Origin of the sequence: Actinoplanes subtropicus (genome assembly GCF_000721705.1) — a bacterium.
GTDB lineage: Bacteria > Actinomycetota > Actinomycetes > Mycobacteriales > Micromonosporaceae > Actinoplanes > Actinoplanes subtropicus.
On the sequence record NZ_JOJL01000026.1, the window covers coordinates 80,532 to 104,808 of the forward strand.

A 24,277-nucleotide genomic window follows, 5' to 3' on the forward strand; every position below is an offset into this window, starting at 1 on the left:
GTCTTGGGCATGACGACAACCACCATGACCAGGGCAGACGCGGCCGTCACGCTGCGCGGGGTGAGCCGGGTCTACGGCCGCGGCGCCGCCGCGGTGCGAGCCGTCGACGACGTCACGATCGAATTCCCCCGCGGCGGTTGGACTGCCGTGATGGGCCCCTCCGGCTCCGGCAAATCCACCCTGCTGCATTGCGCCGCCGGCCTCGAGCGGGTCGACGCCGGCCAGGTGCTGCTGGGCGGCACCGACCTGACCGCCGCGCGCGACCGCGAGCTGACCGCGCTGCGCCGCACCCGCATCGGCTTCGTCTTCCAGAGCTTCAACCTGATCGGCTCGCTGACCGCCGCGCAAAACGTCGCGCTCCCCCTCCGGCTGGCCGGGCGCCGCCCGCGCGGCTCCGAGGTACGCGACACCCTCGCGGCCGTCGGCCTCGCCGACCGCGTCCGGCACCGCCCGCGCGAGCTCTCCGGCGGCCAGCAGCAGCGGGTCGCGATCGCCCGCGCCATGGTGACCCGCCCCGACGTGCTCTTCGCCGACGAGCCGACCGGCGCGCTCGACTCCTCGGCCGCCCACGTGGTGCTCGACCTGATGCGCCAGATGGCCGACGCCGGCCAGGCCATCGTCATGGTCACCCACGACCCGGTGGCGGCCGCCCGCGCCGACGCGGTGATCTTCCTGCGCGACGGCCGGGTGGTCGACCGCTTGGCCGGCGCCGGGCCGCGCGAGGTCGCCGACCGGCTCGCCGGCTGGGAGGCAAGGCGATGATGGGCATGAGCCCGAGCTTTGCCTCTACCCAAGCCTGGACTATCAGTCGGCGGAGCCTGGCCGAGCGCTGGCAGCTTTTCGCCGGCGCGTTCCTCTCGGTGACGCTCGGCGTCGCGCTGGTGCAGTCCTCGCTCCTGCTGCTGATCTCCGCGGCCTTGTATGAGCCGCCGGCCGGCCTGAGCGCCGCCGACCGGATGGAATTCACCGACAGCACCGCGGCCGTCGTCTCCATGCTGGGCATCATCCTCGGCATCGCGACGTTCCTGGCCGGCTTCATCATCAGCTCGACATTCGCGTTCACGGTCGCCCAGCGCCGCCGCGACCTCGCCCTGCTCCGGCTGGTCGGGGCCGGCCGCGGCCAGGTGCGCCGCCTGCTGCTGGGCGAGGCGGTGCTGCTGGGCACCCTCGGCGCGGCGGTCGGCGTACCGCTGGGATTGGTCGTGATGGCCGCGCAGACCTGGCTGCTGCGCCGGATGGGGTTCGTGCCCGACGGCTTCCGCGGCGAGTGGCGCGAGTGGATCCTGGCCGGCTCCTTCGGCACCGGCATCGTCCTGGCGGTGGCCGGGGCGATGGTCGCCGCGCGGCGGGCCGCCCGGGTACGCCCGCTCGAGGCCCTGCGCGAGACCGGCGACGCCGCCCGGGTGATGACCGTGACCCGCTGGCTGGCCGGCCTGCTGTTCTTCGGCGGCGCCCTGGCCCTGATCATCGTCGCCCCGCACGGCGGCCCCGACGGCGGCGCCGCGATGGCGATGAACGTGCCGCTGCCCGCCGCGATCGCCGCTGCCGCGCTGAGCCCGCTGGTGGTGCCGCTGCTCGGCTGCCTGCTGCCGACCGGCTCCGGTGTGGCCGGCGTGCTGGCCCGGGCCAACCTGTGGGACGCCCGCCGCCGCAGCGCCTCGGTCGCCGCCCCGCTGATCGTCCTGGTCGCCCTGGTGGTCGGCACGGCCGGCGCCGGCCAGACGTTCACCACCTCCGGCATCGACGAGCTGCGCCGCCAGACCCACGCCGACCTGGTCGTCGGGACCACCGGCCCGCCGGCCACGGCCATCGCGGCCGTCCCCGGCGTGGCCACCGCCTCCACCGAGTCCTCACTGCCGGTCACCTACACCACCGGCCACGGCGAGGACGCCGAAACCGAGACCGGCTCGGCCCTGGTGATCGACCCGGCCGCCTACGCTTTGGCCCACTCGGCTGGATCGAGCTTGACTTCGTTGAGCGGCCACGCCGTCGCGGCCGGCCCCAGCGGCGACGTCCCGGCCCACGGCACCGTCAAGATCGAGCTCCCCGGCCTCAAGCTCGGCTCGCTGCCGATCGTCGCCGCCGCGCCCACCACCATGTCCGGCGGCGCCGACCTGCTGCTCCCGCCCGGCGTGGCCCCCGCGTCGCTGCTCGAGTCGGCCCCGACCCGCTCCTTCGTCACCCTGCGCCCCGGCGCCGACCTGCCCACCACCCGCGCGGCCCTGGCAAAGATCGGCACGGTCTCCACCACCGACGCGTGGCTGACCGCCGACGCCAAGGCCCGCACCAAGACCAGCGACAAAATCATGCTGGTCATCATGGGTCTGGGCGGCCTCTACGCCCTGATCGGCGTGGTCAACTCGATCGTGATCGGGGCGGCTGCCCGGCGGCGCGAGTTCGCCGAGGCCCGCATCACCGGACTGACCCGCACCCAGGTGGTCCGCTCCGCCCTCCTCGAGTCCGCGGCGGTTACCGTGGCCGGCCTGGTGCTGGGCGCGGTGGCGGCCGCCGGGGCGTACTGGGCCGCGGTGGCCTCGACGGCGGCGGTCACCGGGCACGGCACGCTGTCGGTTCCGTGGCCCCTGGTCGGCGCCGTCTGCCTGGTGGCCCTCCTGGTAACCGGCGCCACCAGCCTGATCACCTCTTGGTCGGCGACCCGCCGGCCGCCGATCACCTTGCTGGCCGCCCGCGAGTAACCACGCCGTCCACCCGTGAATAGCCGCACCGGTCATCCGTGAATGGCCGCACCGGCCACCCGCGAATGACCGCACCCAGTCTGCCCCGCGATCCGTCAGCCTCGGACGGATCGCGAGGCGCTGCCTTGCCACGACCGTTCACGCCTGCGCGGCTATAGCACACGTTCTGCCGCCGCTCGGCGTTTTCCACAACGGCCGGTTATCCACAAGACAGCCCGCACAACCAAGCAACATCACGATTTCCCCGCCACAATGGCCATCGGGGGCTTCCCCCGGGAGGGTGGGCTCTCTTCGGGTCAGCTCTCTTCGGGTCAGCAAATTCCGTGATCAGCTCTGCACGGGCGCCCGCGGCGACGACCTTGAAGCGGTGGAGTCAGGTGCGAGCGGAAAAGCTCCAGCCTTGATCGCCCCCCTCGAGATAGTGAAGAGTTCGCGTCAGGGCTGCGGGCCTGTCCACAGGTAAAGGCTGTCCACAGGGGTCGAGCGGCTCGACGGCGAATGCGGAAGGCTCGCCGGATGATGCACGACATCCCCTCGGCGGACGCCGGCGAGTTCGAGTGGCTGATCGCCGAGCAGGCAGCGGTGCTGACCGTCGCCCAGGCGGAGGCTTTCTTCCCTGGTGGGGTGGTTCGCGGTCGCCTGAAGCAGGGGCGGTGGCGCCGACTCTGCCGAGGGCTCCTGGCTGAGAACGGCCGGCTCATTCGCGATCAACAGATATGGGCAGCGGTGCTGGTGGCCGGGGAGTGCGCGCGTCTGGCCGGGGCAGGCGGCCGCGATCGAGGGCGGGGTCCGTGGTCTCCGTGCTGACCCGATCGACGTGCTGATCCCGGCCGGCCGCCTCCGCAGCGACCGGCTGCCACGGCTGCCGCCCGACATGCCGGCTGTCCGGATTCACCGCACCACAATTCTGCCCGCCCGGCATCAGCAGGCCGGGCGGCCGCCGCGCACCACCGTCGCGCGGGCCGTCATCGACGCGGCCGCCTGGGCGGAGAACGACAACGAAGCGCGGGAAGTCATCACGCGTGCCTGCCAGCAGGGGCGCGCGACACCTCAGGCCCTGACCAGGGTCCTCGAGCTCTTTCCGACGATCCGCCGCCATCGGCTGATCAACACCACGATCGCGGACGTCAGCGGCGGCGCCACGGCGTTGTCGGAAATCGATCTGGTCCTGCTGTGCCGGAGGTTCCGTTTGCCCACACCGGATCTGCAGCGCCGCCGCATCGACGAATCCGGACGCAACCGCTATGTCGATGCGGAATGGAAAAGTGCTCGCCTTCTGGTCGAAGTCGACGGCGGTCACCACATGGACGTCCGGCAATGGGCCGCCGATATGCTCCGGCAGAACCAGGTCTGGATCTCCGGCGACCGTATCCTGCGATTTCCCGCCTGGCTGGTCCGTGCCGAGCCGGCCACGGTCGCCCGTCAGATCCGCGCCGCTCTGATCGCCGCCGGGCCGGCGTTCGCCGGCAGGCTCGACCGGACCGGGTGACATGGTGCCGCGACCGTGCCGGCCGACGCCTGCACTCGGCTCAGTGCCAAAGCTTCAAGATCGCCGCGCGGGCAAACGGTGAGGCGATTCCGTGCGCTGCTAGCGGGAAACCTTCACCGATGCGCGGCGCTCGGGCGAGGGCGATGAGTTCCCGTTCGCCTCGAACGAGACGTCATCAAGATCTGGGGCAGGCGCACATCAGGCGCGTGCACCCGAGGACGGCTCATACTCGAGGCGGAAACGGGGCGGCTCACACCCAAGGCGCGACCGGGGCGGCACACACCCAAGGGCGCACGCCGGTGCCGGCTCACACCCGAGACGCGACCGGGGCGGCACACACCCAAGGGCGCACGCCGGTGCCGGCTCACACCCGAGACGCGACCGGGGCGGCTTACCCCGAGGCGGGACCGGGGCGTCGCCGAGGCGGGAGCGGGCTGTCAGGTCTCGTAGCTCTCGACGGTCGGGGTGGTGCCGGGGGCCCAGAGCGCGACGATCGCGTCCACCAAGGCCGCGTTGCCGGTCCGCTCGGCGGCCATGTGCTTCTCCAGGAGTTCGCGGCTCGACCACCGCTCGAGCATCACCATCTTGTCCGGGTCGTCGACGGAGCGAAACAGCTCGTACTGCTCGCAGCCGGGCTCCCGCACCGCCGATTCCCGGAGGGCGCGGAAGGCGGCCAGGAAGTCCTCCGCCCGCCCGCCGGCGACGCGAACGGTGACAACGTGACGGATGGCCATGAGGCTCTCCCTACGCGAAGCGGCCGAGGGCGGGGCCCAGCTTGGTGGCGATGTCGGTGAGGATCTGGACGTAGTCGGGGTGGTCGAAGCTGAACGGGAGAGCGAACGCCACCTCGTCGATCTCCTGGAAGGCGGCGTGGGCGTGCAGGCGCTCGGCGATCTCGGCGGCGGTGCCCACGTAGTCGATCGAGAAGAGCATGCGGGCCGGGCCCTGCGGGGACGTCGTGCGGGGCGTGCGCTTTGCGGCGTACGCCAGGTATTTGGCCTTTTGTTCGGACGTTGCGGAGTCGGTGGGGATCACGACCAGGCCCTGGGAGACGCGGGCCTTGTCGCCGTCGGGGTGGTGGGCGCGGAACGTGCGGATGTGGGAGAGCTGGATGTCGGCGAAGTCTTCCGATTCTTCCGCCTTGACCACGCTGCTGGTCAGGAAGTTCATGCCGTGCTCGCCGGCCCACTGGGCGGAGCGGAGGCTGGCGCCGCCGTACCACATCCGGCTGCCCAGGCCGGGCGAGTGCGGCTCGACGCGGTGGGAGAAGACCTCGAAACCTTCCGTGCCGCTGAAATCGGTGGCGGGTTCGCCGCGTACGAAATCGAGCAGTCTTTCGACCCGGCGGTAGGTGAAGTCCTCGGAGGAGGCGGTGTCGGGGTAGAGCGCGCCCTGGACCTTGTCGTAGTGCATCGGCGGCCCGACGCTGACGCCAGGGTTGAGCCGGCCGCCGCTGAGGAGGTCGACCGTGGCCAGGTCCTCGGCGAGGCGCAGCGGGTTCTCCCAGCCGAGCGGGATCACCGCGGTGCCCAGTTCGATCGTCGCGGTGCGCTGGGAGGCGGCGGCGAGCACGGCGACCGGGGACGAGATGCCGTACTGGAGGTGGCGGTGGCGTACCCAGGCGCTGTCGAAGCCGAGGTCCTCACCCAGCTTGATGATCTCCAGGGTCGACTCGTGCCCGGGGCGCGGGTCGGCGCCGTCGAACAGGCCGATGGTCAGGAAGCCCAGCTTGCGCAGGGGTCGCGACATGAACACGCCCTTCAGTTGATCGGGGACGCGGCCACCCACGTCCCGTCGGGGGTCAGGTAACGCTCGACGAACAGGCCGGCCTCGTGCAGCGCGGTCTCGAATTGCGGGACGGTCAGCGGGCGGGTGCGGAACGTCTGCGTCCAGTGGGCGTCCGGGAAGTCGTACTCGACGTGCACCTCGCGCACGCCGTCGCCGACGTCGGTGGAGGCGGTGACCCGGCTGTAGCCGTCGGCGATCGGGTTCTGCCGGGGGATCCTGGTGTGCCAGCCGGCGCCCTCGCGCTGGATGATGACGGTGCCGGCGGGCTCGACGTGCCGGCGGCAGGCCTGCAGCATGCGTCGGCGGACCGTGATGTCGGGGGCGTGGACCAGGAACGAGCTGAGGAAGACGACGTCGAAGACCCGGTCGAGGGAGAGGTCCTCGATCGGGCTCTGCACGGTGTACGCGCCGGTGACGAAGCCGAGCATGGCCGCGCTCTCGTCGACGGCGGTCACCTCGTACCCGATCTCGGCCAGGCCCTTGGTCACCCGGCCGGTGCCGCAGCCCAGTTCGAGGAGGGTGGCCGGCGGCGGCGCCGCGGCGGCGATGATCTGCGGCTCGTCCCGGACGGGGAGCCGCCGGTAGAGGTCGACGGCGCAACCGTCGGGGGTGAACTCGCCGGGGCCCGTTCCGGCGTAGCCGGGCCGCTGTCGTTGCTCCACAAGATCTAGCCTGGCACGCCGAGCGGATTACCGTGAACGGCATGTCCACCATCTATACCCCGGGAGAGGTCGTCGAGAAGACCGGCTTCAGCCTCGACACGCTGCGCTACTACGAGAAGATCGGCCTGCTGGAGAGCGTCGGCCGCACCTCCGGCGGCCGGCGGCAGTACCGCGACGACGACGTCGGCTGGCTGGAGATGCTGCGCTGCCTGCGCGATACCGGCATGCCGATCGCCCGGATGCTGGAGTTCGCCGAGCTCACCCGGGACGACGCGACGATCGCCGACCGGATAGCGCTGCTCGAGCAGCACGACCGGGACGTGCAGGAACGGATCGACACGCTGCTGCGGCAGCGGGAGCACATCCGCGGGAAGATCGCGTACTACCGCGGCGAGCTGGATCGGTAGCACGCGATCTTGCCAAGAATCAAGCTCCGCGGAGGGTCGCCCCGAACTTGGCAGACACCGATGCCACCGCGGCGTCCCGGGCGGCAAGGGCCTCCTCGGAGGTCAGGGTGCGGTCCGGGGCGCGGAACGTCAGCTTGTATGCCAGCGACCGCTTCCCCTCCCCGAGCTGGTCCGACTCGTACACGTCGAAGAGCGCCACCGACTCGAGCAACTCCCCCGCCCCCTCGGCCAGCGCCGCCTCGACCCCCGCGGCCGGCACCGCCCGATCGAGCACCAGCGCCACGTCGATCAGCGCCGTCGGGAACGAGGAGATCCGCCCGCCCTGCACCACCGGCGCCGCCGGGATCGCGGTGAGGTCGAGCTCCATCGCCACGGTCCGCTTCGGCAGCTCCAGCGCCGAGATCACCGCCGGGTGCAGCTCGCCCGCGTGCCCGAGCACGACCCCGTCCACCGCGATCGCCGCGCACCGGCCCGGGTGCCACGGCGCCGGCTCGGCCGCCGCCACCGACACCCGGTCGGCGGTGATGCCCGACGCGGCCAGCGTTATCCGGGCCGCCTCGACCGCGTCCGCCCAGATCGCCGCCCGGCCCGGACCCCACCAGCCGGAGGGCTCGATCTCGCCGGTCGCCACCGTGGCCACGTGCCACGGCTGGTGCGGCACGAACGCGTTGGCCGTCTCCCAGTCCTCGTCGCTGGGCCGCCGGTCGACGCCCATCGCCGGCGGCGGCGTGGACGAGCCACCAGGCAGGAACACCGCGCCGATCTCGTACAAGGCCAGGTCGCGCTGGCCCCGGCCGAGGTTGCGCTTGAGCGTGCCGAGCAGCGGAGCCAGCAGCGACGTTCGCAGCAGCGGCTCCTCCTCGGACAGCGGGTTGGTCAGCCGGACCGCGCTGCGCCGCGGGTCGTCCGGCGGGTAGCCGAGCGCGTCGGCCAGGCCCGGCGCCACGAACGGGTAGGACAGGACCTCGGCGTACCCGTTCTCGGCCATCGCCCGGCCGACCGTGCGCCGCCGCTGCTGGGCGGGGGTGACCCCGGTGCCGCCGCGGGCGGGCGGCAGCAGGCTGGGGATGTCGTTGTAGCCGCCGAGCCGCGCCACCTCCTCGACCAGGTCGATCGGGGCGACCAGGTCGGGGCGCCAGGCCGGCGGGGTGACCTCGAGCGGCTCGACCCCGGCGACCGTGCAGCCGACCCGGGTGAGCAGCTCGACGACCCGCTCGGCCGGGTAGGGCACGCCGATCCGCTGGGCCGGCAGCGCCGGGTCGAGCAGGATCACGTCGGGCTTGCGTACGTGATCCAGATCCAGCACCCGCTCGTCGACGGTGCCGCCGGCGTGCGCGGTCAGGATCTGCACCGCCCGCTCCAGCGCCGGCAGGGTCAGGGTCGGGTCGACGCCGCGCTCCCAGCGCTTGGCCGCCTCGCTGAACAGCTTGTGCCGCCGCGCGGTGCGCCCCACCATGATCGGGTCCCAGTGCGCGGCCTCGAGCAGCACGTCGACCGTCTCCGGCTGCCACTCGCTGGTCTCGCCGCCCATCACCGCGGCGAGCGAGATCGGCCCGCTGTCGTCGCAAATCACCATGTCCTCGGCGTCGAGCACCCGGGCCACGCCGTCCAGCGTGGTCAGCTTCTCGCCCGGGCGGGCGCGGCGGACCACCAGCGGCCCGTTGAGCCGGCCGAGGTCGAAGACGTGCATCGGCTGGCCGAGCTCGAGCATCAGGTAGTTGGTGATGTCGACCGGCAGCGAGATGGCCCGGATGCCGGCCTGCAGCAGGCGCCGCTGCATCCACTCCGGCGAGGGCGCGTGCGGGTCGATCCCGCGGACCACCCGCGCCGAGAAGCGGTCACAACCGACAACATCCTCAACCTTTGTTTCGTACGGGGTGGAAGCCGTCGCGCCGGAGGCAGGGATGCGGCCGGGATCGGTGTATGCCGCCTCGAACGCGTACGACAGCTCGCGGGCCAGGCCGCGCAGGCTCATCTCGTACCCGCGATCCGGGGTGATCTCCACCTCGACCAGCACGTCGTCGAGGCCGACCACCGGCCGCGCGTCCTGCCCCGGCGTCCCGGCGTGCGCGGGCAGCACGATGATGCCCGAGTGGTCGGTGCCCAGGCCCAGCTCGGCGGCCGAGCAGATCATGCCGTTCGAGTTGCGCCCGTACGTCTTGCGCGCCCCGATCTTGAACCCGCCCGGCAGCTCGCCGCCCGGCAGGATGACCACGACGAGGTCGCCCTCGGCGAAGTTCCGCGCGCCGCAGACGATCTCCTGCGGCACGCCCCTGCCGACGTCCACGGTGCAGAACCGGATCGGCTTCTTGAAGCCGGTCAGCTCCTCGATGGTCAGCACCCGGCCGACCACCAGGTCGCCCTTGACCGTGGCGGCCTGGTCGACGATCGACTCGACCTCCATGCCCAGGTTGGTGAGCGCGTCGTCGAGCTGCTCGGCGGTCAGGTCGGCGGGCAGCTCCACGTAGTCCCGCAGCCACGAGAGTGATGTCTTCATCGGGCTCAGACCTCCATGCCGAAGTTCGCGGTGAAGCGCACGTCGCCCTCGACGAGGTCGCGCATGTCGCCGACGCCGTTGCGGAACATCAGGGTGCGGTCGACCCCCATGCCGAACGCGAAGCCCGAGTACCGGTCGGGGTCGATGCCGCAGGCGACCAGCACCCGCGGGTTGACCATGCCGCAGCCGCCCCACTCGACCCAGCGCGGGCCGTCGCGGTGCTGCGCGAACCAGACGTCGAACTCGGCGCTCGGCTCGGTGAACGGGAAGTAGTGCGGGCGCCAGCGGGTCCGCGCGTCCGGCCCGAACATCGCCTTCGCGAAGTGGTCGAGGGTGCCGCGCAGGTGGGCCATCGTGATGCCCTCGTCGACGACCAGCCCCTCGATCTGGTGGAAGACCGGGCTGTGCGTGGCGTCCAGCTCGTCGGACCGGTAGACCCGGCCCGGGCAGACCACGTAGATCGGGGGCTGCCGGGTGAGCATCGAGCGCACCTGGCCGGGCGAGGTGTGCGTCCGCATGACCAGGCCGGGCAGGTCGACGTAGAAGGTGTCCATCGAGCCGCGGACCGGATTGTCCGGCCCGATGTTGAGCGCGTCGAAGTTGGCCCACTCCAGCTCGAGCTCGGGGCCCTCGACCACGTCGTAGCCCATGCCGGCGAACAGGTCGCCCATGTGCTCCATCAGCGTGGTGATCGGGTGCCGGGCGCCGCGCGGCCGCCGGTCCCACGGGAGGGTGACGTCGACCCGCTCCTCGACGAGCACGCGCGCCGCCCGCTCGACCTCAAGCTCGGCGAAGCGCGCGTCGAAGGCGGCCTGCACGGCCTGGCGGGCCTCGTTGACCCGCTTGCCGGCGTCGGACTTGGCGGCCGGCGGCAGCGAGCCGATCTCCCGGCGGGCGAGCGAGATCGGCGAGCGGTCACCGAGGTGGGCCGGCTTCAGCGCGCCCAGAGCATCCAGGTCGGACGCGACGGCGAACGCGGCCGTCGCCGCCCCAACGGCCTCGGAAAGGGCCTCGGGCGACAGCAAGGACGCCTGCTTGGGATCGTAAGGATCGTTGCGGTAGGACATGGTCTCCCTCACACCGGAAATGCCATCGGGCAGTCTACGGAGAGGCGGCTGAGCCGCAGCCCGCCGGTCAGGGAGTAGGAACGCGCAGAGTCAGACCTGGCGCCCGCGACCAGCGGGCCGGCTAAACAGCATCATCAGATCCGACACGCCCACCAGGATACTCGTTGATCGCGACCACGATGCCCCCGGCCCGCGCGATCGGGTCGTCCATCGCCATCAGCGCGGCGCCGGCCTCCTCGAGCGCGACCACCGAGCGGACCAGCCGGCGCGGGTCGAGCCGTTTCGAGGCGACCAGGTCGATCATCGGCGGATAGTCCACGGCCGCCATCCCGTGCGAGCCGACGACGTGCAGTTCGCGGGCCACGACCAGGTCCCACGGCAGCGGCGCGTGCGCGTCGTCGCCGAGCATGAGCCCGACCTGGACGTGCCGGCCGCCGCGGCGCAGGCTGCGTACCGATGCCGTCGCCGTCTCCACCGAGCCGTAGGCGTCCACGGCGAGGTCGGCATCGACCGGTTCCGCCACGACGGCTCCGAGATCGACGGCGGCGGCCAGCGCGGCCGGCGAGGGGTCGACGGCGATCACCCGGGCGCCCATGGCCACCGCGATCATCACGACCGAGAGCCCGACGCCGCCGCAGCCGAACACGGCGACCGTCCCCCATGGGCCGCCGCGCAGCGCCCGGAAGGCGGTGGCGAACCGGCAGCCCAGCGACGCCGCCGTGACGAAGTCGATCTCGTCGGGCAGCCGGACCAGGTTGGTGGCGGCGGCCCGCACGACCACCCGCTCGGCGAACGAGCCGTGGTGGGTGAAGCCGGGCTGCGTCTGATCGGGGCAGACCTGCGCGTTGCCCGACCGGCAGTAGTCGCACTCGCCGCACCCGTTGACGAACGGCGCCGTGACCCGGTCACCGACGGCGAAACCGTCCGCGTCAGAGGCCACGACGACCCCGGCGAACTCATGCCCCGGCACATGCGGCAGGGCGACCGGGTCATGGCCGCGCCACGCATGCCAGTCCGACCGGCACACCCCCGTGGCCCGCACCTCGATCACCGCACCGCCCGCCGGACAAGTCGGATTTTCCACCTGTTGGAGCGAAATCGGGCCGCCGACGGCCTCATACACGAGCGCCCTCATCGCTGCGCCCGCGCCGATGCGTAGAGGCAGACCGCCGCGGCCGCGGCCAGGTTGAGGCTCTCCGCCCCGCCGTAGATCGGCACCCGCACCTGCCGGTCGGCCGCGTCGAGCAGGTCCCGGGGCAGCCCGTGCGCCTCCGACCCGAAGATCCACGCGGTGGGCCCGGCCAACACGCCGTCGTCCAGCAGCGAGTCCAGGTCGTCCGCGCCGTATCCGCTGGTGGCGAGCGTCTGCAGGCCGGCCTCGCGGAGATCGTCGACCACGGCGAGCCCGGTCCGACACACGTCGACGTGGAAGAGTGAGCCGGCCGAGGCCCGCACGCACTTGCCGTTGTACGGGTCCACCGCGTCACCCGCGAAGATCACCGCACTCGCCCCGGCCGCGTCGGCGGTCCGCAGTACCGTGCCCGCGTTCCCGGGATCCCTGATCTCGGCGACCACCGCCACCAGGCGTGGCCGCTTGGCAAGGGCGTCCCGCAGCGTGACGTCCAGCTGCTCACAGACCGCCACCAGGCCCTGCGGCTGCACCGTCTCGGTGAGCGCGGACAGCGCCTCCTCGTCGACCGCCGACACCTGCGGCGCCTGCAGCGCGAGGTCGCCGTGCCGGGTCAGCGCCGCGTCGGTGCCGAACAGCTCCAGCACCACCCCCGCGGCCAGCGCCTCGCGCACGGCCTGCGGGCCTTCGGCCAGGAATCGGCCGGTCTGATCGCGATCCTTGCGGCGCTGCAGGCGCCGGGCCGCGACAATTCGGGGCGTACGCGTGGTGAAAGTCAATGCCGGCCTCTCCGCAACAGTCAGGCCTCTCCGCAACAAAGTCAGGCGCCCCCCGAACAACTCGGGAGGCGCCTGTCAGGTGACGCGTAGGTCAGGCAGCCTGCGCGGCCGCGCCGCCGGTGCCCTCGGCCGCGACGGCAGCCTTCGCGACCTCGACGATCGCCGCGAACGCCGCGGGGTCGTTGACGGCCAGGTCGGCCAGGATCTTGCGGTCCACCTCGATCTCGGCCAGCTTGAGGCCCTGGATGAGGCGGTTGTAGGTCAGGCCGTTGGCCCGGGCGCCCGCGTTGATGCGCGTGATCCACAGCTGGCGGAAGTCGCCCTTGCGGTCACGGCGGTCCCGGTACGCGTACTGCATCGAGTGCAGCACCTGCTCCTTGGCCTTGCGGTACAGCCGGGAACGCTGCCCACGGTAGCCGCTCGCGGTCTCGAGCAGGGTGCGGCGCTTCTTCTGGGCGTTGACAGAACGCTTGACGCGTGCCATTTCGGTACTCCTAACAGGGGAACGTGTGTGGCGCGCGCGTCAGCGGCCCAGCAGCTTCTTGACTCGCTTGGTGTCGGCCTTCGACACGACGACCGTGCCGGTCATCCGGCGGGTGACGTGCGACGACTTGCTCTCGAGCCGGTGGCGCTTGCCCACCTGCTCGGTGAGCAGCTTGCCCTTGCCGGTGACCTTGACCCGCTTGCCGGTCCCGGTGTGGGGCTTGAACTTCGGCACTGGAAGCCTCTTTCTGATCTTTCCGGACGGCCGGCGGGCCGGGCGGAAAAGCTGTCTACTCTGCGGTGGTGTCGTTGGTGTCGGTGGCTTCGGCCGCCGGCGCCGCGGCACCATCGCCCTCGCGCGCCTCCCGCGGCGGCCGGGCGTTGGCCGCGACCGTCGCAGCAGCTGCTGCCTTCGTCGCCCGGTGGGGGGCGAGCACCATGATCATGTTTCGGCCGTCCTGCTTCGGACTGGCCTCCACGAAGCCCAGCTCCGAGATCTCCTCGCTGAGCCGGCGCAGGAGCCGGAAACCCAGCTCGGGTCGGCTCTGCTCGCGACCGCGGAACATGATCGTCACCTTGACCTTGTCGCCCGCCTTGAGGAACCGCACCACGTGACCCTTCTTGGTCTCGTAGTCGTGCGGGTCGATCTTCGGACGGAGCTTCATCTCCTTGATGACGGTCTGCTGCTGGTTGCGCCGCGCCTCACGAGCCTTCAGTGCGCTCTCGTACTTGAACTTGCCGAAGTCCATGAGCTTGCACACCGGCGGCCGGGCCATCGGAGCAACCTCGACCAGGTCCAGATCGACATCCGCGGCCAGCTGGAGAGCGCGCTCGAGCGGCACGATGCCGACCTGCTCACCCTCGGGACCGACCAGACGGACCTCACGTGCCCGGATCTGCTCGTTAATGCGTGGTTCGACGCTGATGGGGCCTCCTCAGAACGGTTTCTGTTCACGCCCCGCGGTTCCCCAACCGCGCGGCGTTGCCAATGTCGGTCGGCCCCGAGCATCCGTGGTGCGGACGCCGAGAAAGCAGAAGGCCCCGGCGCATGCCAGGGCCCGCTCGACCGGTCATCGGCGTCCATGAGGACGCTCCCCGCGCCCGGGATATTCCCAGGCCGGGTGACCGGACCCGCGCACCTCAGGGGCGGCGGGTGGGAACCAGCGGGCTCCTCTTTCGCGCCGGCGGCTCTGCCTTCTCAAGCAGGACGCAGGCGTGGTCGACTGCTCGAAGTCTATCAGGCGTTGACGGCCGCCGAGTGGAGGGCCCGCAATGCGCGTACGCCGTCGACCGCGTAGTCCTTGTCGGCGGCCTGCAGCGCGTGCACCGACACCTGCTCGTCGTTGGTCAGCTCCAGCGTCGCCCACGGCGAATTCCGGTCGAACCGCACCGCCCGGACCACCGACCAGGGCAGGTCGTAGCCCCCGACCACATTCCGGATCTTGATATGCGCCGCGTCGGCGATCACCCGGGGCCGGCAGAACGCGAGGATGCCCAGCGCGATCAGGATGCCGAGGCCGATCATCGCGGTCTGGTCACCCCGCTCGAACTGGCCCGAGTTGTCGAAGCCCTGCGAGCCGTGCAGGCCGAAGCTGATCGCCGTGAACAGCACCACGACCCCGCCCGCCGCGATCCCCGCGACCAAGCGGATCTTCTTCGGCCGGAATTCCACCATGGTGAGAAGAGTACTCACAGCCGACAGTTCGAGATGTCGGTGACCAGGATGGCCCGGGCGCCCAGCTCGTACAGCTCGTCCATGATCCGGTGCACCTCGGCGCGCTGGACCATCGCCTGCACGGCGACCCAGCCCTCCCGGTGCAGCGGCGAGACGGTCGGCGACTCGATGCCCGGGGTCAGCGCCGTCGCGTTCTCCAGCAGATCGGCGCGTACGTCGTAGGCCAGCATCACGTAGCTGCGGGCCACCAGCACGCCCTGCAGCCGGCGGATCAGCTGGGCGGTACCGCTCGCGTTGTGGCCCGGCCGGCCGATCAGGATCGCCGACGAGCGCAGCAGCGGCTCACCGATCGTGACCAGGCCGGCCTGCCGCAGCGTGGCGCCGGTCTCCACCACGTCGGCGATGAGGTCGGCCACCCCGAGGCGGACCGCATTTTCCACCGCGCCGTCCAGCCGCACCACGTCGGCCTTCAGCTCGTGGTCGGCCAGGTAGCGCTCGACCAGCCCGGGGAAGGCGGTGGCGATGCGCCGCCCGCCGATCTCGTCGGCCGAGGTCAGCGTCCCGGCCGGGGCGGCCCAGCGGAACGTCGCCCCGGCGAACGCGAGGTCGACCAGTTCCTCGGCGGCGGCGCCCGAGTCGACCAGCAGGTCCCGGCCGGTGATGCCGAGGTCGAGGTCGCCCGAGCCGACGTAGGTGGCGATGTCCCGCGGGCGCAGGTAGAAGAACTCGACCTTGTTGGGCTCGTCCCGGCAGATCAGGTCCTTCGGGTCGGTGCGCTGGCGGTACCCGGCGTCGCGCAGCATCTGCGAGGCCGGCTGGGAGAGGGTGCCCTTGTTCGGAATGGCGATGCGCAACATTGACGTGCTCCTATGAAAGATCCCGGAAATGGACAAGGAAGGGCACGTCACAGATGTCGATACACGTCCTCGAGGTCGAGTCCTGTCGCGATCATCAGGACCTGGGCCTGGTAGAGCAGCTGGGAGATCTCCTCGGCGGCCCGCTCGGGGCCCTCGTGCTCGGCGGCCATCCAGGACTCGGCCGCCTCCTCGACGACCTTCTTCCCGATGAAGTGGACCCCGCGCTCCAGGGCCACGACGGTGGACGAACCCTCCGGGCGCGTCTCCGCCTTCTCCCGGAGCTCGGCGAACAGCTCTTCGAACGTCTTCACGGCCGCCATTGTGACAACTCATCACGGGATCGATACGAACGACCCCAGCAGGTGAGACGTGCCCTAGGCTGCCGGTCATGGTCAGCCGAAACACCCTCACCACCGCCGGCGGCGCGGTGCTGATGCTCGCCGCGCTCGCGGCCTGCGCCCCCGCCGACGAGAACACCTCCGCCGCACCGTCCGCCTCGGCGTCCGGGAACAGCTGCCCGGCCGGAGCGCTGCAGACGAAGACCGCCGGCAAGCTCACGATCGGCACCGACAACCCGGTGTACGAGCCGTGGTTCAGCGACAACAAACCCAGCAACGGCAAGGGCTTCGAATCGGCCGTCGCGTACCAGGTCGCCCAGCGCCTCGGCTACCCCGCCGAGAGCGTGACCTGGGTCGCTGTGACGTTCAACAACGCGATCGCGCCCGGTCCGAAGGCGTTCGACTTCGATATCAACGAGTTCTCGATCACCGACGACCGCAAGAAGGCGGTCGATTTCTCCTCGCCGTACTACCTGGTCCGGCAGACGGTGATCACCACCAAGGGCTCGAAGATCGCGAACGCCAAGTCGATCGCCGACCTGCAGAGCGCCAAGCTGGGCGCCCAGGTCGGCACGACGAGCTACCAGGCGATCACCGACGTGATCAAGCCGAGCACCAGGCCGTCGGTCTTCAACAACAACGACGACGCCAAGGCCGCCCTGGTCAACGGCACAGTCGACGGGATCGTGGTCGATCTGCCGACCGCGTTCTACATGACCGGCGCCGAGCTCAAGAACGGCCTGATCGTCGGCCAGTTGCCGCAGGTCGGCGTCCCCGAGCAGTTCGGCCTGGTGCTGGACAAGGGCTCGCCGCTGACCGGCTGCGTCAGCACGGCGGTCGACCAGCTGCGCAACGACGGCACCCTGCAGGTGCTGGAGAAGACCTGGCTGGCCCAGAGCGGCGGGGCCCCCGAGCTCCAGTGACCGCCCATCCAACCACCCCGGCCACCACCCCAAAACATGACTGAAGACAGCCTGAAGGTCCACCAACCGAGTGACATACAGCTAGGACGGATCGCCTACCGCCGCGGCAAGGCGATCCGCTCCGTGCTGGTCGCCGCCGTCTCGACCGCGGTGGTCGGGGTGCTGCTGGTCGTGGCGATCACCGGCGCGCCCGGCTGGCAGCGGGTCAAGTCGTCGTTCTTCGACGCGAGCATCGCGCGCAAGTACCTGCCGGACATCCTCGAGGGGCTCTGGCTCAACATCCGGCTGTTCGCCGTCTGCGCCGCCTGCGCGCTGCTGCTCGGCCTGATCGCCTCGGTGCTGCGCACGCTGCGCGGGCCGGTGTTCTTCCCGGTCCGGGCCCTCGCCACGATCTACACGTACTCGTTCCGCGGCCTGCCGCTGATCATCACGATCTACCTGTTCGCCTTCGGCATCCCGGGATTGCGCCTGCAGGGGACGCCGAACGTCACGGTCCTGGGCGGTGCGGCGATCACCATCACGTACGGGTCGTACATCGCCGAGGTACTGCGGGCCGGCATCGAGTCGGTGCACCCGAGCCAGATGGCGGCGGCGCGCTCGCTCGGGCTCAGCTACCGCCAGTCGATGCGCCACGTGGTGCTGCCGCAGGCGGTGCGCCGGGCCTCTCCGGCGCTGCTCAACGACGTGGTGTCGATGCAGAAGGACGTGGGCCTGATCTCGCTGGCCGGTCCGATCGACGCGATCCGGGCCGCTCAGATCGGGTCGGCGGAGAGCGCGAACTTCACCCCGTACGTGGTCGCGGGTGTGCTTTTTGTTCTTTTCGCCCTGCCGCTGATCGGCGTGACCGACTTCGTGACGTTGCGCGCCGCCCGGCGGCAGAACGCGGGGACCTGATGTTGCTGACCTGCACGGACGTCCGGAAGACGTTCGGCTCCGCGGTGGTGCTCGACGGCCTGGACCTGGCGGTGGACGAGCACGAGGTGGTCGCCCTGATCGGGGCGTCGGGCTCGGGCAAGTCGACGCTGCTGCGCTGCGTGAACCTGCTGACCGAGGTCGACGACGGCACGATCACCCTGGACGGCGAGGACATCACCAACCCCAAGATCAATCCCGATTTCGTACGCCGGAAGATCGGTCTCGTTTTTCAGTCGTACAACCTGTTCCCGCACATGACCGTCCTGGACAACATCACGTTGTCGCCGGTGAAGGTGCACGGCCGCCCGTCGTCCTCAGCCAAGGAGCAGGCCATGGAGTGGCTGTCGCGGGTCGGGCTGGCGGACAAGGCCGACAGCTACCCGGACCGGCTCTCCGGCGGCCAGCAGCAGCGCGCGGCGATCATCCGGGCCCTGGTGAACTCGCCCCGGCTGCTGCTGTTGGACGAGGTTACGTCGGCCCTGGATCCGGAACTGGTGGGCGAGGTGCTCACGATGATCCGGGATCTGAAGGGGGACGGGGTGACGATGATCCTGGCCACGCACGAGATGGGGTTCGCGCGGCAGGTGGCGGATCGGGTCGCCTTCCTGGACAAGGGGAAGGTGCTGGAGCAGGGGCCGCCGGCGCAGGTGCTGGGGGATCCCGTCGAGGCTCGCACCCGGCAGTTCCTGGCCCGGATCATCGAGGCTGGGCGTCTCTAGTTCTGCCGCTTCCGGTGAGCGGGGGGCTGGGCCTTGCTTGCCATGGCCCGATGCGTGCCTGGTCACGGTTCCTGCCGCCCGTTGCGGCTTCCGGTGGGTCGGGCTGCTTGCCATGGCCCGGCACCCCCGCCTGGTCGCCGTCCGTGCCGCCCGCTGCGGCTTGCCGGTGGGTCGGCTGTAACGCGAACTCTTCAAGGTCGGCGGGGATCCGGACCTTGAAGCGCAGCTGTTCGGCGCGGACGGGAAAGCATCACCCTTGCGATGGTTCGCGGGCCGGGCGTCTGAAATGGGGGAAATATCAGGACGACGGTCGGGCGAGGCGTGCCGGGCGGGTGGGGCACCCGGCACGGGCCGGTTACGGCTTGCTGAGGTCGCGGAGGACCAGGGCGGCGTCGAGGGCGGCGACCGTGCTCTGCCAGCCCTTGTCCTCGATCGAGTCCTCCAGGCCGGCACGGTCGCGGGCCTGCCCGAGGCTGTGCACCGTCAGGACGCCGTGGGCGACGGGGATGCTCTCGTCGAGGGCTATGCGGGTCAGGCCGGTGGTGACCGAGTCGCAGACGTACTCGAAGTGCTCGGTCTCGCCCTTGATGACTACGCCGAGGGCGACGACCGCGTCGCACTGGCGGGCCAGGGCCTGGGCGACGACCGGTAGTTCGACCGCGCCGGCCACGCGGTGGACCACGACGTCGGTGACGCCGCAGGCCTCGGCTGCGGACTTGGCTCGCTCGATCATGTGATCGATCAGGTCGGCGTGCCAGCGGGCGCCGACGATGCCGAGCCGCAGCCCGGACGCGTCGACGGTCTGCATGCGCGGGTCACCGAAGCCGGCCATCACTGCCCCCTTTGTCGGAGAATTTCATCCTAATCAGCCGAGGGCCTCGAAGAGGTGGCCCATGCGATCCCGCTTCGTCCGCAGGTAGCGCACGTTCTCGGGGTGCAGCCGCGCGGGCAGCGCCTCCCGGCCGGTGATGGTCAGGCCGTAGCCTTCCAGGCCTGCCCGCTTCGCCGGGTTGTTGGTGAGCAGGCGCATCGAGCGGACGCCCAGGTCGTACAGGATCTGCGCGCCCGTCCCGTAGTCGCGGGCGTCGGCCGGCAGGCCCAGCTCCAGGTTCGCGTCGACCGTGTCGAAGCCATTGTCCTGCAGCTGGTACGCCTGCAGCTTGTGCAGCAAGCCGATCCCCCGGCCCTCGTGCCCGCGCATGTAGAGCACCACCCCCCGGCCCGCCGAGGCGACCCGCTCGAGCGCCGCGTCCAGCTGCGGGCCGCAGTCGCAGCGCTTGGAGCCGAACACGTCCCCGGTCAGGCACTCGGAGTGCACCCGGACCAGCACGTCCTCGCCGTCGCCGAGCTCGCCGAAGACCAGCGCCACGTGCTCGCCGCCGTCGACCAGCGCCCGGTAGCCGACCGCCGTGAAGTCGCCCTGCTCGGTCGGCAGCCGGGTCTCGACCACCCGCTCGACCTGCTTCTCGTGCAAGCGCCGGTACGCGACCAGGTCGGCGATCGTGATCAGCGTCAGGTCGTGCTCCTTGGCGAACCGCTCCAGGTCGGGGCGGCGCTGCATGGTGCCGTCATCGTTGACCATCTCGCAGAGCACCCCGGCCGGGCGCAGACCGGCCAGCACCGACAGGTCGATCGCCGCCTCGGTGTGGCCCGCGCGGCGCAGCACCCCGCCCGCCTTGGCCCGCAGCGGGACCACATGGCCGGGGCGGGAGAGGTCGGTGGGGCGGGTGTCGGGCGAGGAGAGCAGCCGCAGCGTGCGGGCCCGGTCGGCGGCCGAGATGCCGGTCGAGACGCCCGAGCTGGCGTCGACCGTCACGGCGTACGCGGTGCCTCGCCGGTCTTGATTGGTGTGGTACATCGGCGGCAGCTCGAGGCGGTCCGCCTCCTCCTCGGTGATCGGCGCGCAGATGTAGCCCGAGGTGTACCGGACCATGAACGCGACCAGCTCCGGCGTGGCCTTCTCGGCCGCGAAGATGAGGTCGCCCTCGTTCTCCCGGTCCTCGTCGTCGACCACGATCACCGGACGGCCCGCGGCAATGTCGGCGATCGCCCGCTCAATGTCTTCGAACATCATCGGCTCCCCAGCATCTTTTCCACGTATTTGGCGATCACGTCGACCTCGAGGTTCACCGGGTCGCCCGCACTCTTGGATCCCAGAACGGTCAGCTTCAGCGTGGTCGGGATCAGCCCGACGCTGAACGATGCGTCGTCCACCGCCATGACGGTCAGCGAGACCCCGTCGACGGTGATCGACCCCTTCTCCACCACGTACTTCGCGAGATGTGACGGGAGGGAGAAGCGCAGGACCTCCCACTCGGATTCCGGCGTACGGTCGAGGATCTCGGCGACCCCGTCCACGTGGCCCTGCACGAGATGCCCGCCGAGCCGGCTGCCGACCGTGGCCGCCCGCTCCAGGTTGACCTGGCTGCCCACGCGCAGCGCGCCGAGCGAGGAGCGCCGCAGCGTCTCGCCCATCACGTCGGCCGTGAACACGCCGTCGACGTTCTCGATCACGGTGAGACAGACCCCGTTGACCGAGATCGAGTCGCCGTGCCGCGCGTCGGCGGTGACGACGGGCCCGCGGACCGCGATGACCGCGGAGTCGCCGCCCGCGTCAACCAGGCGGAGCACCTCGCCCAGTTCTTCGACGATGCCGGTGAACATTTAAGAGTCCTTCCATTCCGAATAAGGGTGGTGGGCGGGGTGGTCGGATGGCTTCTGGCGCAGGGACGCTGTGAAGCGCAGGTCGGGGCCGATCTGCGCGATGTCGGTGAGATCCAGTTCGATGGCGTCGGCGATCGTGCCCACGCCGGCGTCGACCAGGGCGGGCTTGCCGGCGCCGAGCAGCTTCGGCGCGACGTAGCCGATCACCTGGTCGACCAGCCCGGCGGCCAGGAACGAGCCGGCCAGCGTCGGGCCCCCCTCCAGCAGCACCGAGCGGATGCCGCGGCCGAACAGCGCGGTGAGCAGCGAATGCAGGTCGACCCGGCCGTCCGGCCCGGCGCCGACCTCGTCGGTGGTGACGATCCAGGTGGGTGCGGCGACGTCCCGCACACGCGCTTTTTTGGGCGTACGGCCGGAGGAGTCGACGACCACCCGCAGCGGCTGCTTGATCGCGAGCGTGCCGTCCCGCAGGTCACGCACCGTGAGCTGGGGGTCGTCGGCGACCACCGTGCCGGCGCCCACCATGATCGCGTCCATCGTGCCGCGCAGCACGTGCACGTCGCTGCGGGCCGGCGCCGAGGTGATCCACTGGCTGGTGTTGTCGGCGGCGGCCGAGCGACCGTCCAGGGTGGCGGCGAACTTCCAGGTCACGTACGGCCGGCCGCGCCGCACCGCGGTGAGCCACGCGATGTTGCCCTGCTCCGCCTCCTTGCGGCGCACCCCGGTCTCGACCTGCACGCCGGCCGCCCGCAGCGTGGTCGCCCCGCCCGCCGCGACCGGCGTCGGGTCGTCCACGGCGATCACCACCCGGCGGACGCCCGCGTTGATCAGCGCGTGACTGCACGGTCCCGTACGCCCGGTGTGGTTGCAGGGCTCCAGGGTGACCACGGCGGTGCCGCCCCGGGCCCGCTCGCCGGCCTGGGCCAGCGCCACGATCTCGGCGTGCGGCCCGCCCGCGTACGCGTGGAAGCCCTCACCCACCACCTCGCCCTCGGCGTCCAGCAGGAGGCAGCCGACCACGGGGTTGGGGCTGGTCGTCCCGAGGCCACGGCCGGCCAGCGCGATCGCGCGGCGCATCGCCTCGTCCTCGGTGACCATGGCATTCCCTCCATGCGCGGTACGGTCACGCGCCGAGGGGAAGCGGGAGATAACGCCAGGAATCGGACAGACGGGTACGCTTCGCGCGCCCCGGTCGACGGCACGCCAAGCGAACCCTCGGTCCGATCCCGCGCGCTGTCTCCCATCCGGACTGTCTGACCGCTTACGCGATCAACCGTCGGCCCTGGAGTCTCACCAGGTCCACCGGCCGTCGTGAAGACGTCCGGGTCGCGGGCTTACCGATGCTCTCGCTTCGGATCACCGCCGGTTCGGAATTTCACCGAGTCCCGCCAGCGCGTGGTGGGTCAATCCCGAGTCTTGCACGATCGGCGGAATTTGCCATCAGGACCGTCGGCCATCTCACATCGGCGGCGCTACTCGTCGCCCTCGCCGCCGGCCCGGCGGCGGTCGATCGCCACGTAGGAGCCCGGCTGCGACTTGGCGACCTTCTTCATCTCGGAGGCCACCGCGATCACCACCCGCGGGTCGGTGAACTTGCGGCCCTCGACCGTGGCCTGGGCGACGCCGATCGACAGGGTGACCAGGGCCGCCTTGTTCTTGTTGCCGCGCCGGTCGGGGACCTCGATGTAGCCGCGCTCCGCGTCCGCCGGGTCGTACAGCCGGTCGGCGGCCTGCTCGAAGTCGGTGACCGTGCGCTTGGTCAGCGGCAGCACCTGGTCGGGGGCGCAGATGAAGACGAAGTCGTCGCCGCCGATGTGGCCCAGGAAGATCGACGGCGGCCCGATCGTGGTGACCGCCTTGTGCAGGCTGCGGGCGAGCGCGGTGATGAACTCGTCGCCGCGGTCGAACCCGTACACGTCGTTGACGCTCTTGAACCGGTCGATGTCGATGTAGCCAACGGAGTATTCGCCGCCGGTCCGCATCCGGTCGTGGATCTCGCGCCGCACCCGCGAGTTGCCGGGCAGCCCGGTCAGCGGGGAGACCTCGCGGAACTCCTTGTTGCGCTTGAGCGTGGTGGTGACCCGGGCCAGCAGCTCGGCCGTGTCGAACGGCTTGACCAGGTAGTCGTCGACGCCGGCGGTCAGGCCGACCACCTTGTCCACGGTCATGCTCTTGGCGGTCAGCATGATCACCGGGAGGGCCGAGGTGAGCGGCTCGGCGCGCAGCCGGCGGGTCAGCTCGACGCCGTCCATGCCCGGCATCATCCAGTCGACCACCGCCAGGTCGGGGCGGTTGTCCTGCATCACGCGCAGCGCGTCCTCGCCGTCGCTGGCGCGGATCACGTCGTACCCGTGCACCTTCAGGTTGAACTCGACGAAGCCCGCGATGTCCTGGTCGTCGTCGACCACCAGGATCAGGTCGGGCCGCTGCTCCGGCTCCGGCCCGAGATCGTCGGTGTCGCGCACCACATCGGTGCTCATGTTGTCTCCCCGCTGCCGACCGTCACCATCATCCGCTGGACCGGGCGCCCGCGGCCAGTCCACGGAGGTGTCGAACCGCCTCCGCCGGGTCGGCCGCGCCGTACACCGCGGTGCCGGCCACGAACGCGTCGGCGCCCGCCTCGGCGGCCTGGGCGATGGTGTCGGCCGCGATGCCGCCGTCCACCTCGAGGCGCACCTCCAGATCCTTCGCGGAGATCCGGCGGCGCACGTCGCGCACCTTCTCCAGCATCTCGGGCAGGAACTTCTGCCCGCCGAAGCCGGCCTTGATCGTCATGATCAGCAAAGTGTCGAGATACGGCAGCAGCTCGAGATACGGCTCCACCGGGGTGTCCCGGTCGATCGCGAGCCCGGCCTTGGAGCCGGCCGCGCGCAGCGTCTTGGCCAGTGCCACCGGGTTCTCGCAGGCCTCGGCGTGGAAGGTCACGTTGTACGCCCCGGCCTCCGCGTACCCGGGCGCCCAGCGCTCCGGGTCGGTGATCATCAGGTGCACGTCGAACGGGATGCTCGTCGACTTGCGCAGGCTCTGCACCACGGGCAGCCCGATGGTCAGGTTCGGCACGAAGTGGTTGTCCATGACATCGACGTGCACCCAGTCGGCCGCGCCCTCGATCGCGCCCACCTCGTCGGCGAGGCGGGCGAAGTCGGCGGCGAGGATGCTGGGCGCGATGATCGGCTTTGCTTCCACGGG

Annotated in this window: 26 protein-coding genes and 1 riboswitch; of the genes, 7 read left to right on the plus strand and 19 right to left on the minus strand. The window is 71.0% G+C overall.

Annotation, left to right across the window (positions count from 1 at the left end):
• Window positions 1-9 precede the first annotated feature (9 nt).
• From IH26_RS0132530 to IH26_RS54275, 3 genes are all read left to right on the plus strand, one after another.
• Complete coding sequence (locus IH26_RS0132530) at window positions 10-762, plus strand: ABC transporter ATP-binding protein (protein WP_030440084.1); 753 nt, start codon at window positions 10-12, stop codon at window positions 760-762.
• A gap of 5 nt (window positions 763-767) precedes the next feature.
• Complete coding sequence (locus IH26_RS0132535) at window positions 768-2,696, plus strand: FtsX-like permease family protein (RefSeq protein ID WP_051808934.1); 1,929 nt, start codon at window positions 768-770, stop codon at window positions 2,694-2,696.
• An 817-nt stretch (window positions 2,697-3,513) separates the two neighbouring features.
• A complete protein-coding gene (locus tag IH26_RS54275) occupies window positions 3,514-4,185 on the plus strand; it encodes a DUF559 domain-containing protein (RefSeq protein ID WP_245665726.1) in 672 nt (223 codons plus the stop codon).
• Between the two features lie 437 nt (window positions 4,186-4,622).
• On the opposite strand, the gene IH26_RS56340 is transcribed toward IH26_RS54275, so the two are convergent.
• The 3 genes from IH26_RS56340 to IH26_RS0132555 are packed head-to-tail and all read right to left on the minus strand — an operon-like array spanning window position 4,623 to window position 6,635.
• The gene (locus IH26_RS56340; RefSeq protein ID WP_051808935.1) at window positions 4,623-4,919 is read right to left on the minus strand and encodes a putative quinol monooxygenase; all 297 of its coding nucleotides are present in this window, start codon (window positions 4,917-4,919) and stop codon (window positions 4,623-4,625) included.
• Window positions 4,920-4,929: 10 nt separating this feature from the next.
• Complete coding sequence (locus IH26_RS0132550) at window positions 4,930-5,934, minus strand: LLM class flavin-dependent oxidoreductase (RefSeq protein WP_030440087.1); 1,005 nt, start codon at window positions 5,932-5,934, stop codon at window positions 4,930-4,932.
• 11 nt (window positions 5,935-5,945) lie between these two features.
• The gene (locus tag IH26_RS0132555; RefSeq protein ID WP_030440088.1) at window positions 5,946-6,635 is read right to left on the minus strand and encodes a class I SAM-dependent methyltransferase; all 690 of its coding nucleotides are present in this window, start codon (window positions 6,633-6,635) and stop codon (window positions 5,946-5,948) included.
• Between the two features lie 41 nt (window positions 6,636-6,676).
• Between IH26_RS0132555 and IH26_RS0132560 the strand changes: the two genes are divergently transcribed.
• The gene (locus tag IH26_RS0132560) at window positions 6,677-7,042 is read left to right on the plus strand and encodes a MerR family transcriptional regulator (RefSeq protein WP_030440089.1); all 366 of its coding nucleotides are present in this window, start codon (window positions 6,677-6,679) and stop codon (window positions 7,040-7,042) included.
• 19 nt (window positions 7,043-7,061) lie between these two features.
• On the opposite strand, the gene pheT is transcribed toward IH26_RS0132560, so the two are convergent.
• From pheT to IH26_RS0132610, 10 genes are all read right to left on the minus strand, one after another.
• The gene (gene pheT / locus IH26_RS0132565) at window positions 7,062-9,539 is read right to left on the minus strand and encodes a phenylalanine--tRNA ligase subunit beta (RefSeq protein WP_030440090.1); all 2,478 of its coding nucleotides are present in this window, start codon (window positions 9,537-9,539) and stop codon (window positions 7,062-7,064) included.
• A gap of 5 nt (window positions 9,540-9,544) precedes the next feature.
• Complete coding sequence (locus tag IH26_RS0132570; RefSeq protein ID WP_030440091.1) at window positions 9,545-10,606, minus strand: phenylalanine--tRNA ligase subunit alpha; 1,062 nt, start codon at window positions 10,604-10,606, stop codon at window positions 9,545-9,547.
• Window positions 10,607-10,727: 121 nt separating this feature from the next.
• A complete protein-coding gene (locus tag IH26_RS0132575) occupies window positions 10,728-11,690 on the minus strand; it encodes an alcohol dehydrogenase catalytic domain-containing protein (RefSeq protein WP_245665727.1) in 963 nt (320 codons plus the stop codon).
• A gap of 47 nt (window positions 11,691-11,737) precedes the next feature.
• Window positions 11,738-12,514, minus strand: coding sequence for a TrmH family RNA methyltransferase (locus tag IH26_RS0132580; RefSeq protein ID WP_084599230.1), 777 nt, complete (start codon window positions 12,512-12,514; stop codon window positions 11,738-11,740).
• A gap of 91 nt (window positions 12,515-12,605) precedes the next feature.
• Window positions 12,606-12,998: a 50S ribosomal protein L20 gene (gene rplT / locus IH26_RS0132585; RefSeq protein ID WP_030440094.1), complete on the minus strand. Its 393-nt coding sequence runs from the start codon at window positions 12,996-12,998 to the stop codon at window positions 12,606-12,608.
• 39 nt (window positions 12,999-13,037) lie between these two features.
• On the minus strand, window positions 13,038-13,232 hold the full coding sequence (rpmI, locus tag IH26_RS0132590; RefSeq protein WP_030440095.1) for a 50S ribosomal protein L35: 195 nt from the start codon (window positions 13,230-13,232) through the stop codon (window positions 13,038-13,040).
• Between the two features lie 55 nt (window positions 13,233-13,287).
• The gene (gene infC / locus IH26_RS0132595; protein ID WP_030440096.1) at window positions 13,288-13,905 is read right to left on the minus strand and encodes a translation initiation factor IF-3; all 618 of its coding nucleotides are present in this window, start codon (window positions 13,903-13,905) and stop codon (window positions 13,288-13,290) included.
• Window positions 13,906-14,234: 329 nt separating this feature from the next.
• Entirely contained in the window at window positions 14,235-14,672 is a 438-nt protein-coding gene (locus IH26_RS0132600) for a PH domain-containing protein (protein ID WP_030440097.1), read from the minus strand.
• Between the two features lie 14 nt (window positions 14,673-14,686).
• Window positions 14,687-15,529: an ATP phosphoribosyltransferase gene (gene hisG / locus IH26_RS0132605; RefSeq protein ID WP_030440098.1), complete on the minus strand. Its 843-nt coding sequence runs from the start codon at window positions 15,527-15,529 to the stop codon at window positions 14,687-14,689.
• A 47-nt stretch (window positions 15,530-15,576) separates the two neighbouring features.
• Window positions 15,577-15,840, minus strand: a complete 264-nt coding sequence (locus IH26_RS0132610) for a phosphoribosyl-ATP diphosphatase (protein ID WP_030440099.1) — start codon at window positions 15,838-15,840, stop codon at window positions 15,577-15,579.
• A gap of 77 nt (window positions 15,841-15,917) precedes the next feature.
• On the opposite strand from IH26_RS0132610, the gene IH26_RS0132615 reads away from it, so the two are divergent.
• Genes IH26_RS0132615 through IH26_RS0132625 form a run of 3 tightly spaced genes read left to right on the plus strand, consistent with a single transcriptional unit; the run spans window position 15,918 to window position 18,424 of the window.
• A complete protein-coding gene (locus IH26_RS0132615; RefSeq protein WP_030440100.1) occupies window positions 15,918-16,790 on the plus strand; it encodes an ABC transporter substrate-binding protein in 873 nt (290 codons plus the stop codon).
• A 36-nt stretch (window positions 16,791-16,826) separates the two neighbouring features.
• Window positions 16,827-17,684 (plus strand): amino acid ABC transporter permease, encoded by an 858-nt coding sequence (locus tag IH26_RS0132620; protein ID WP_030440101.1) that lies wholly within the window; start codon window positions 16,827-16,829, stop codon window positions 17,682-17,684.
• Entirely contained in the window at window positions 17,684-18,424 is a 741-nt protein-coding gene (locus IH26_RS0132625; protein ID WP_030440102.1) for an amino acid ABC transporter ATP-binding protein, read from the plus strand. Before IH26_RS0132620 ends, IH26_RS0132625 begins: the two co-directional genes overlap by 1 nt.
• A 355-nt stretch (window positions 18,425-18,779) precedes the next feature.
• Here the strand turns inward: IH26_RS0132625 and ribH are convergent, their stop codons facing one another.
• The 6 genes from ribH to rpe all read right to left on the minus strand — a co-directional run bounded on the left by ribH (window position 18,780) and on the right by rpe (window position 24,274).
• Window positions 18,780-19,256, minus strand: a complete 477-nt coding sequence (gene ribH, locus IH26_RS0132630) for a 6,7-dimethyl-8-ribityllumazine synthase (RefSeq protein WP_030440103.1) — start codon at window positions 19,254-19,256, stop codon at window positions 18,780-18,782.
• Between the two features lie 33 nt (window positions 19,257-19,289).
• Window positions 19,290-20,495: a bifunctional 3,4-dihydroxy-2-butanone-4-phosphate synthase/GTP cyclohydrolase II gene (locus tag IH26_RS0132635; RefSeq protein ID WP_030440104.1), complete on the minus strand. Its 1,206-nt coding sequence runs from the start codon at window positions 20,493-20,495 to the stop codon at window positions 19,290-19,292.
• Window positions 20,495-21,088: a riboflavin synthase gene (locus IH26_RS0132640; protein ID WP_030440105.1), complete on the minus strand. Its 594-nt coding sequence runs from the start codon at window positions 21,086-21,088 to the stop codon at window positions 20,495-20,497. The genes IH26_RS0132635 and IH26_RS0132640 overlap by 1 nt, the downstream gene beginning before the upstream one ends.
• Window positions 21,089-22,186 carry a bifunctional diaminohydroxyphosphoribosylaminopyrimidine deaminase/5-amino-6-(5-phosphoribosylamino)uracil reductase RibD gene (gene ribD, locus IH26_RS0132645; protein ID WP_051808940.1) on the minus strand — a complete coding sequence of 366 codons (1,098 nt, stop codon included), beginning with the start codon at window positions 22,184-22,186 and terminating at the stop codon, window positions 21,089-21,091.
• A 130-nt stretch (window positions 22,187-22,316) separates the two neighbouring features.
• Window positions 22,317-22,485, minus strand: a riboswitch (FMN riboswitch).
• Window positions 22,486-22,560: 75 nt separating this feature from the next.
• On the minus strand, window positions 22,561-23,568 hold the full coding sequence (locus IH26_RS0132650) for a response regulator (protein WP_030440107.1): 1,008 nt from the start codon (window positions 23,566-23,568) through the stop codon (window positions 22,561-22,563).
• Window positions 23,569-23,596: 28 nt separating this feature from the next.
• Window positions 23,597-24,274 carry a ribulose-phosphate 3-epimerase gene (rpe, locus tag IH26_RS0132655; RefSeq protein ID WP_030440108.1) on the minus strand — a complete coding sequence of 226 codons (678 nt, stop codon included), beginning with the start codon at window positions 24,272-24,274 and terminating at the stop codon, window positions 23,597-23,599.
• Window positions 24,275-24,277: the final 3 nt, after the last annotated feature.

Bases quoted from the DNA above. Each gene is read 5' to 3' on its own strand.
- IH26_RS0132650 (WP_030440107.1), bottom strand. From the start codon at position 23,568: ATGAGCACCGATGTGGTGCGCGACACCGACGATCTCGGGCCGGAGCCG.
- ribD (WP_051808940.1), bottom strand. From the start codon at position 22,186: ATGGTCACCGAGGACGAGGCGATGCGCCGCGCGATCGCGCTGGCCGGC.
- IH26_RS0132535 (WP_051808934.1), top strand. From the start codon at position 768: ATGAGCCCGAGCTTTGCCTCTACCCAAGCCTGGACTATCAGTCGGCGG.
- IH26_RS0132620 (WP_030440101.1), top strand. From the start codon at position 16,827: ATGACTGAAGACAGCCTGAAGGTCCACCAACCGAGTGACATACAGCTA.
- IH26_RS56340 (WP_051808935.1), bottom strand. From the start codon at position 4,919: ATGGCCATCCGTCACGTTGTCACCGTTCGCGTCGCCGGCGGGCGGGCG.
- pheT (WP_030440090.1), bottom strand. From the start codon at position 9,539: ATGAAGACATCACTCTCGTGGCTGCGGGACTACGTGGAGCTGCCCGCC.
- IH26_RS0132635 (WP_030440104.1), bottom strand. From the start codon at position 20,495: ATGTTCGAAGACATTGAGCGGGCGATCGCCGACATTGCCGCGGGCCGT.
- IH26_RS0132530 (WP_030440084.1), top strand. From the start codon at position 10: ATGACGACAACCACCATGACCAGGGCAGACGCGGCCGTCACGCTGCGC.
- IH26_RS0132640 (WP_030440105.1), bottom strand. From the start codon at position 21,088: ATGTTCACCGGCATCGTCGAAGAACTGGGCGAGGTGCTCCGCCTGGTT.
- ribH (WP_030440103.1), bottom strand. From the start codon at position 19,256: ATGGCCGGCTTCGGTGACCCGCGCATGCAGACCGTCGACGCGTCCGGG.
- rplT (WP_030440094.1), bottom strand. From the start codon at position 12,998: ATGGCACGCGTCAAGCGTTCTGTCAACGCCCAGAAGAAGCGCCGCACC.
- IH26_RS0132570 (WP_030440091.1), bottom strand. From the start codon at position 10,606: ATGTCCTACCGCAACGATCCTTACGATCCCAAGCAGGCGTCCTTGCTG.
- IH26_RS0132600 (WP_030440097.1), bottom strand. From the start codon at position 14,672: ATGGTGGAATTCCGGCCGAAGAAGATCCGCTTGGTCGCGGGGATCGCG.
- hisG (WP_030440098.1), bottom strand. From the start codon at position 15,529: ATGTTGCGCATCGCCATTCCGAACAAGGGCACCCTCTCCCAGCCGGCC.
- IH26_RS0132560 (WP_030440089.1), top strand. From the start codon at position 6,677: ATGTCCACCATCTATACCCCGGGAGAGGTCGTCGAGAAGACCGGCTTC.
- IH26_RS0132550 (WP_030440087.1), bottom strand. From the start codon at position 5,934: ATGTCGCGACCCCTGCGCAAGCTGGGCTTCCTGACCATCGGCCTGTTC.
- IH26_RS0132615 (WP_030440100.1), top strand. From the start codon at position 15,918: ATGGTCAGCCGAAACACCCTCACCACCGCCGGCGGCGCGGTGCTGATG.
- IH26_RS0132625 (WP_030440102.1), top strand. From the start codon at position 17,684: ATGTTGCTGACCTGCACGGACGTCCGGAAGACGTTCGGCTCCGCGGTG.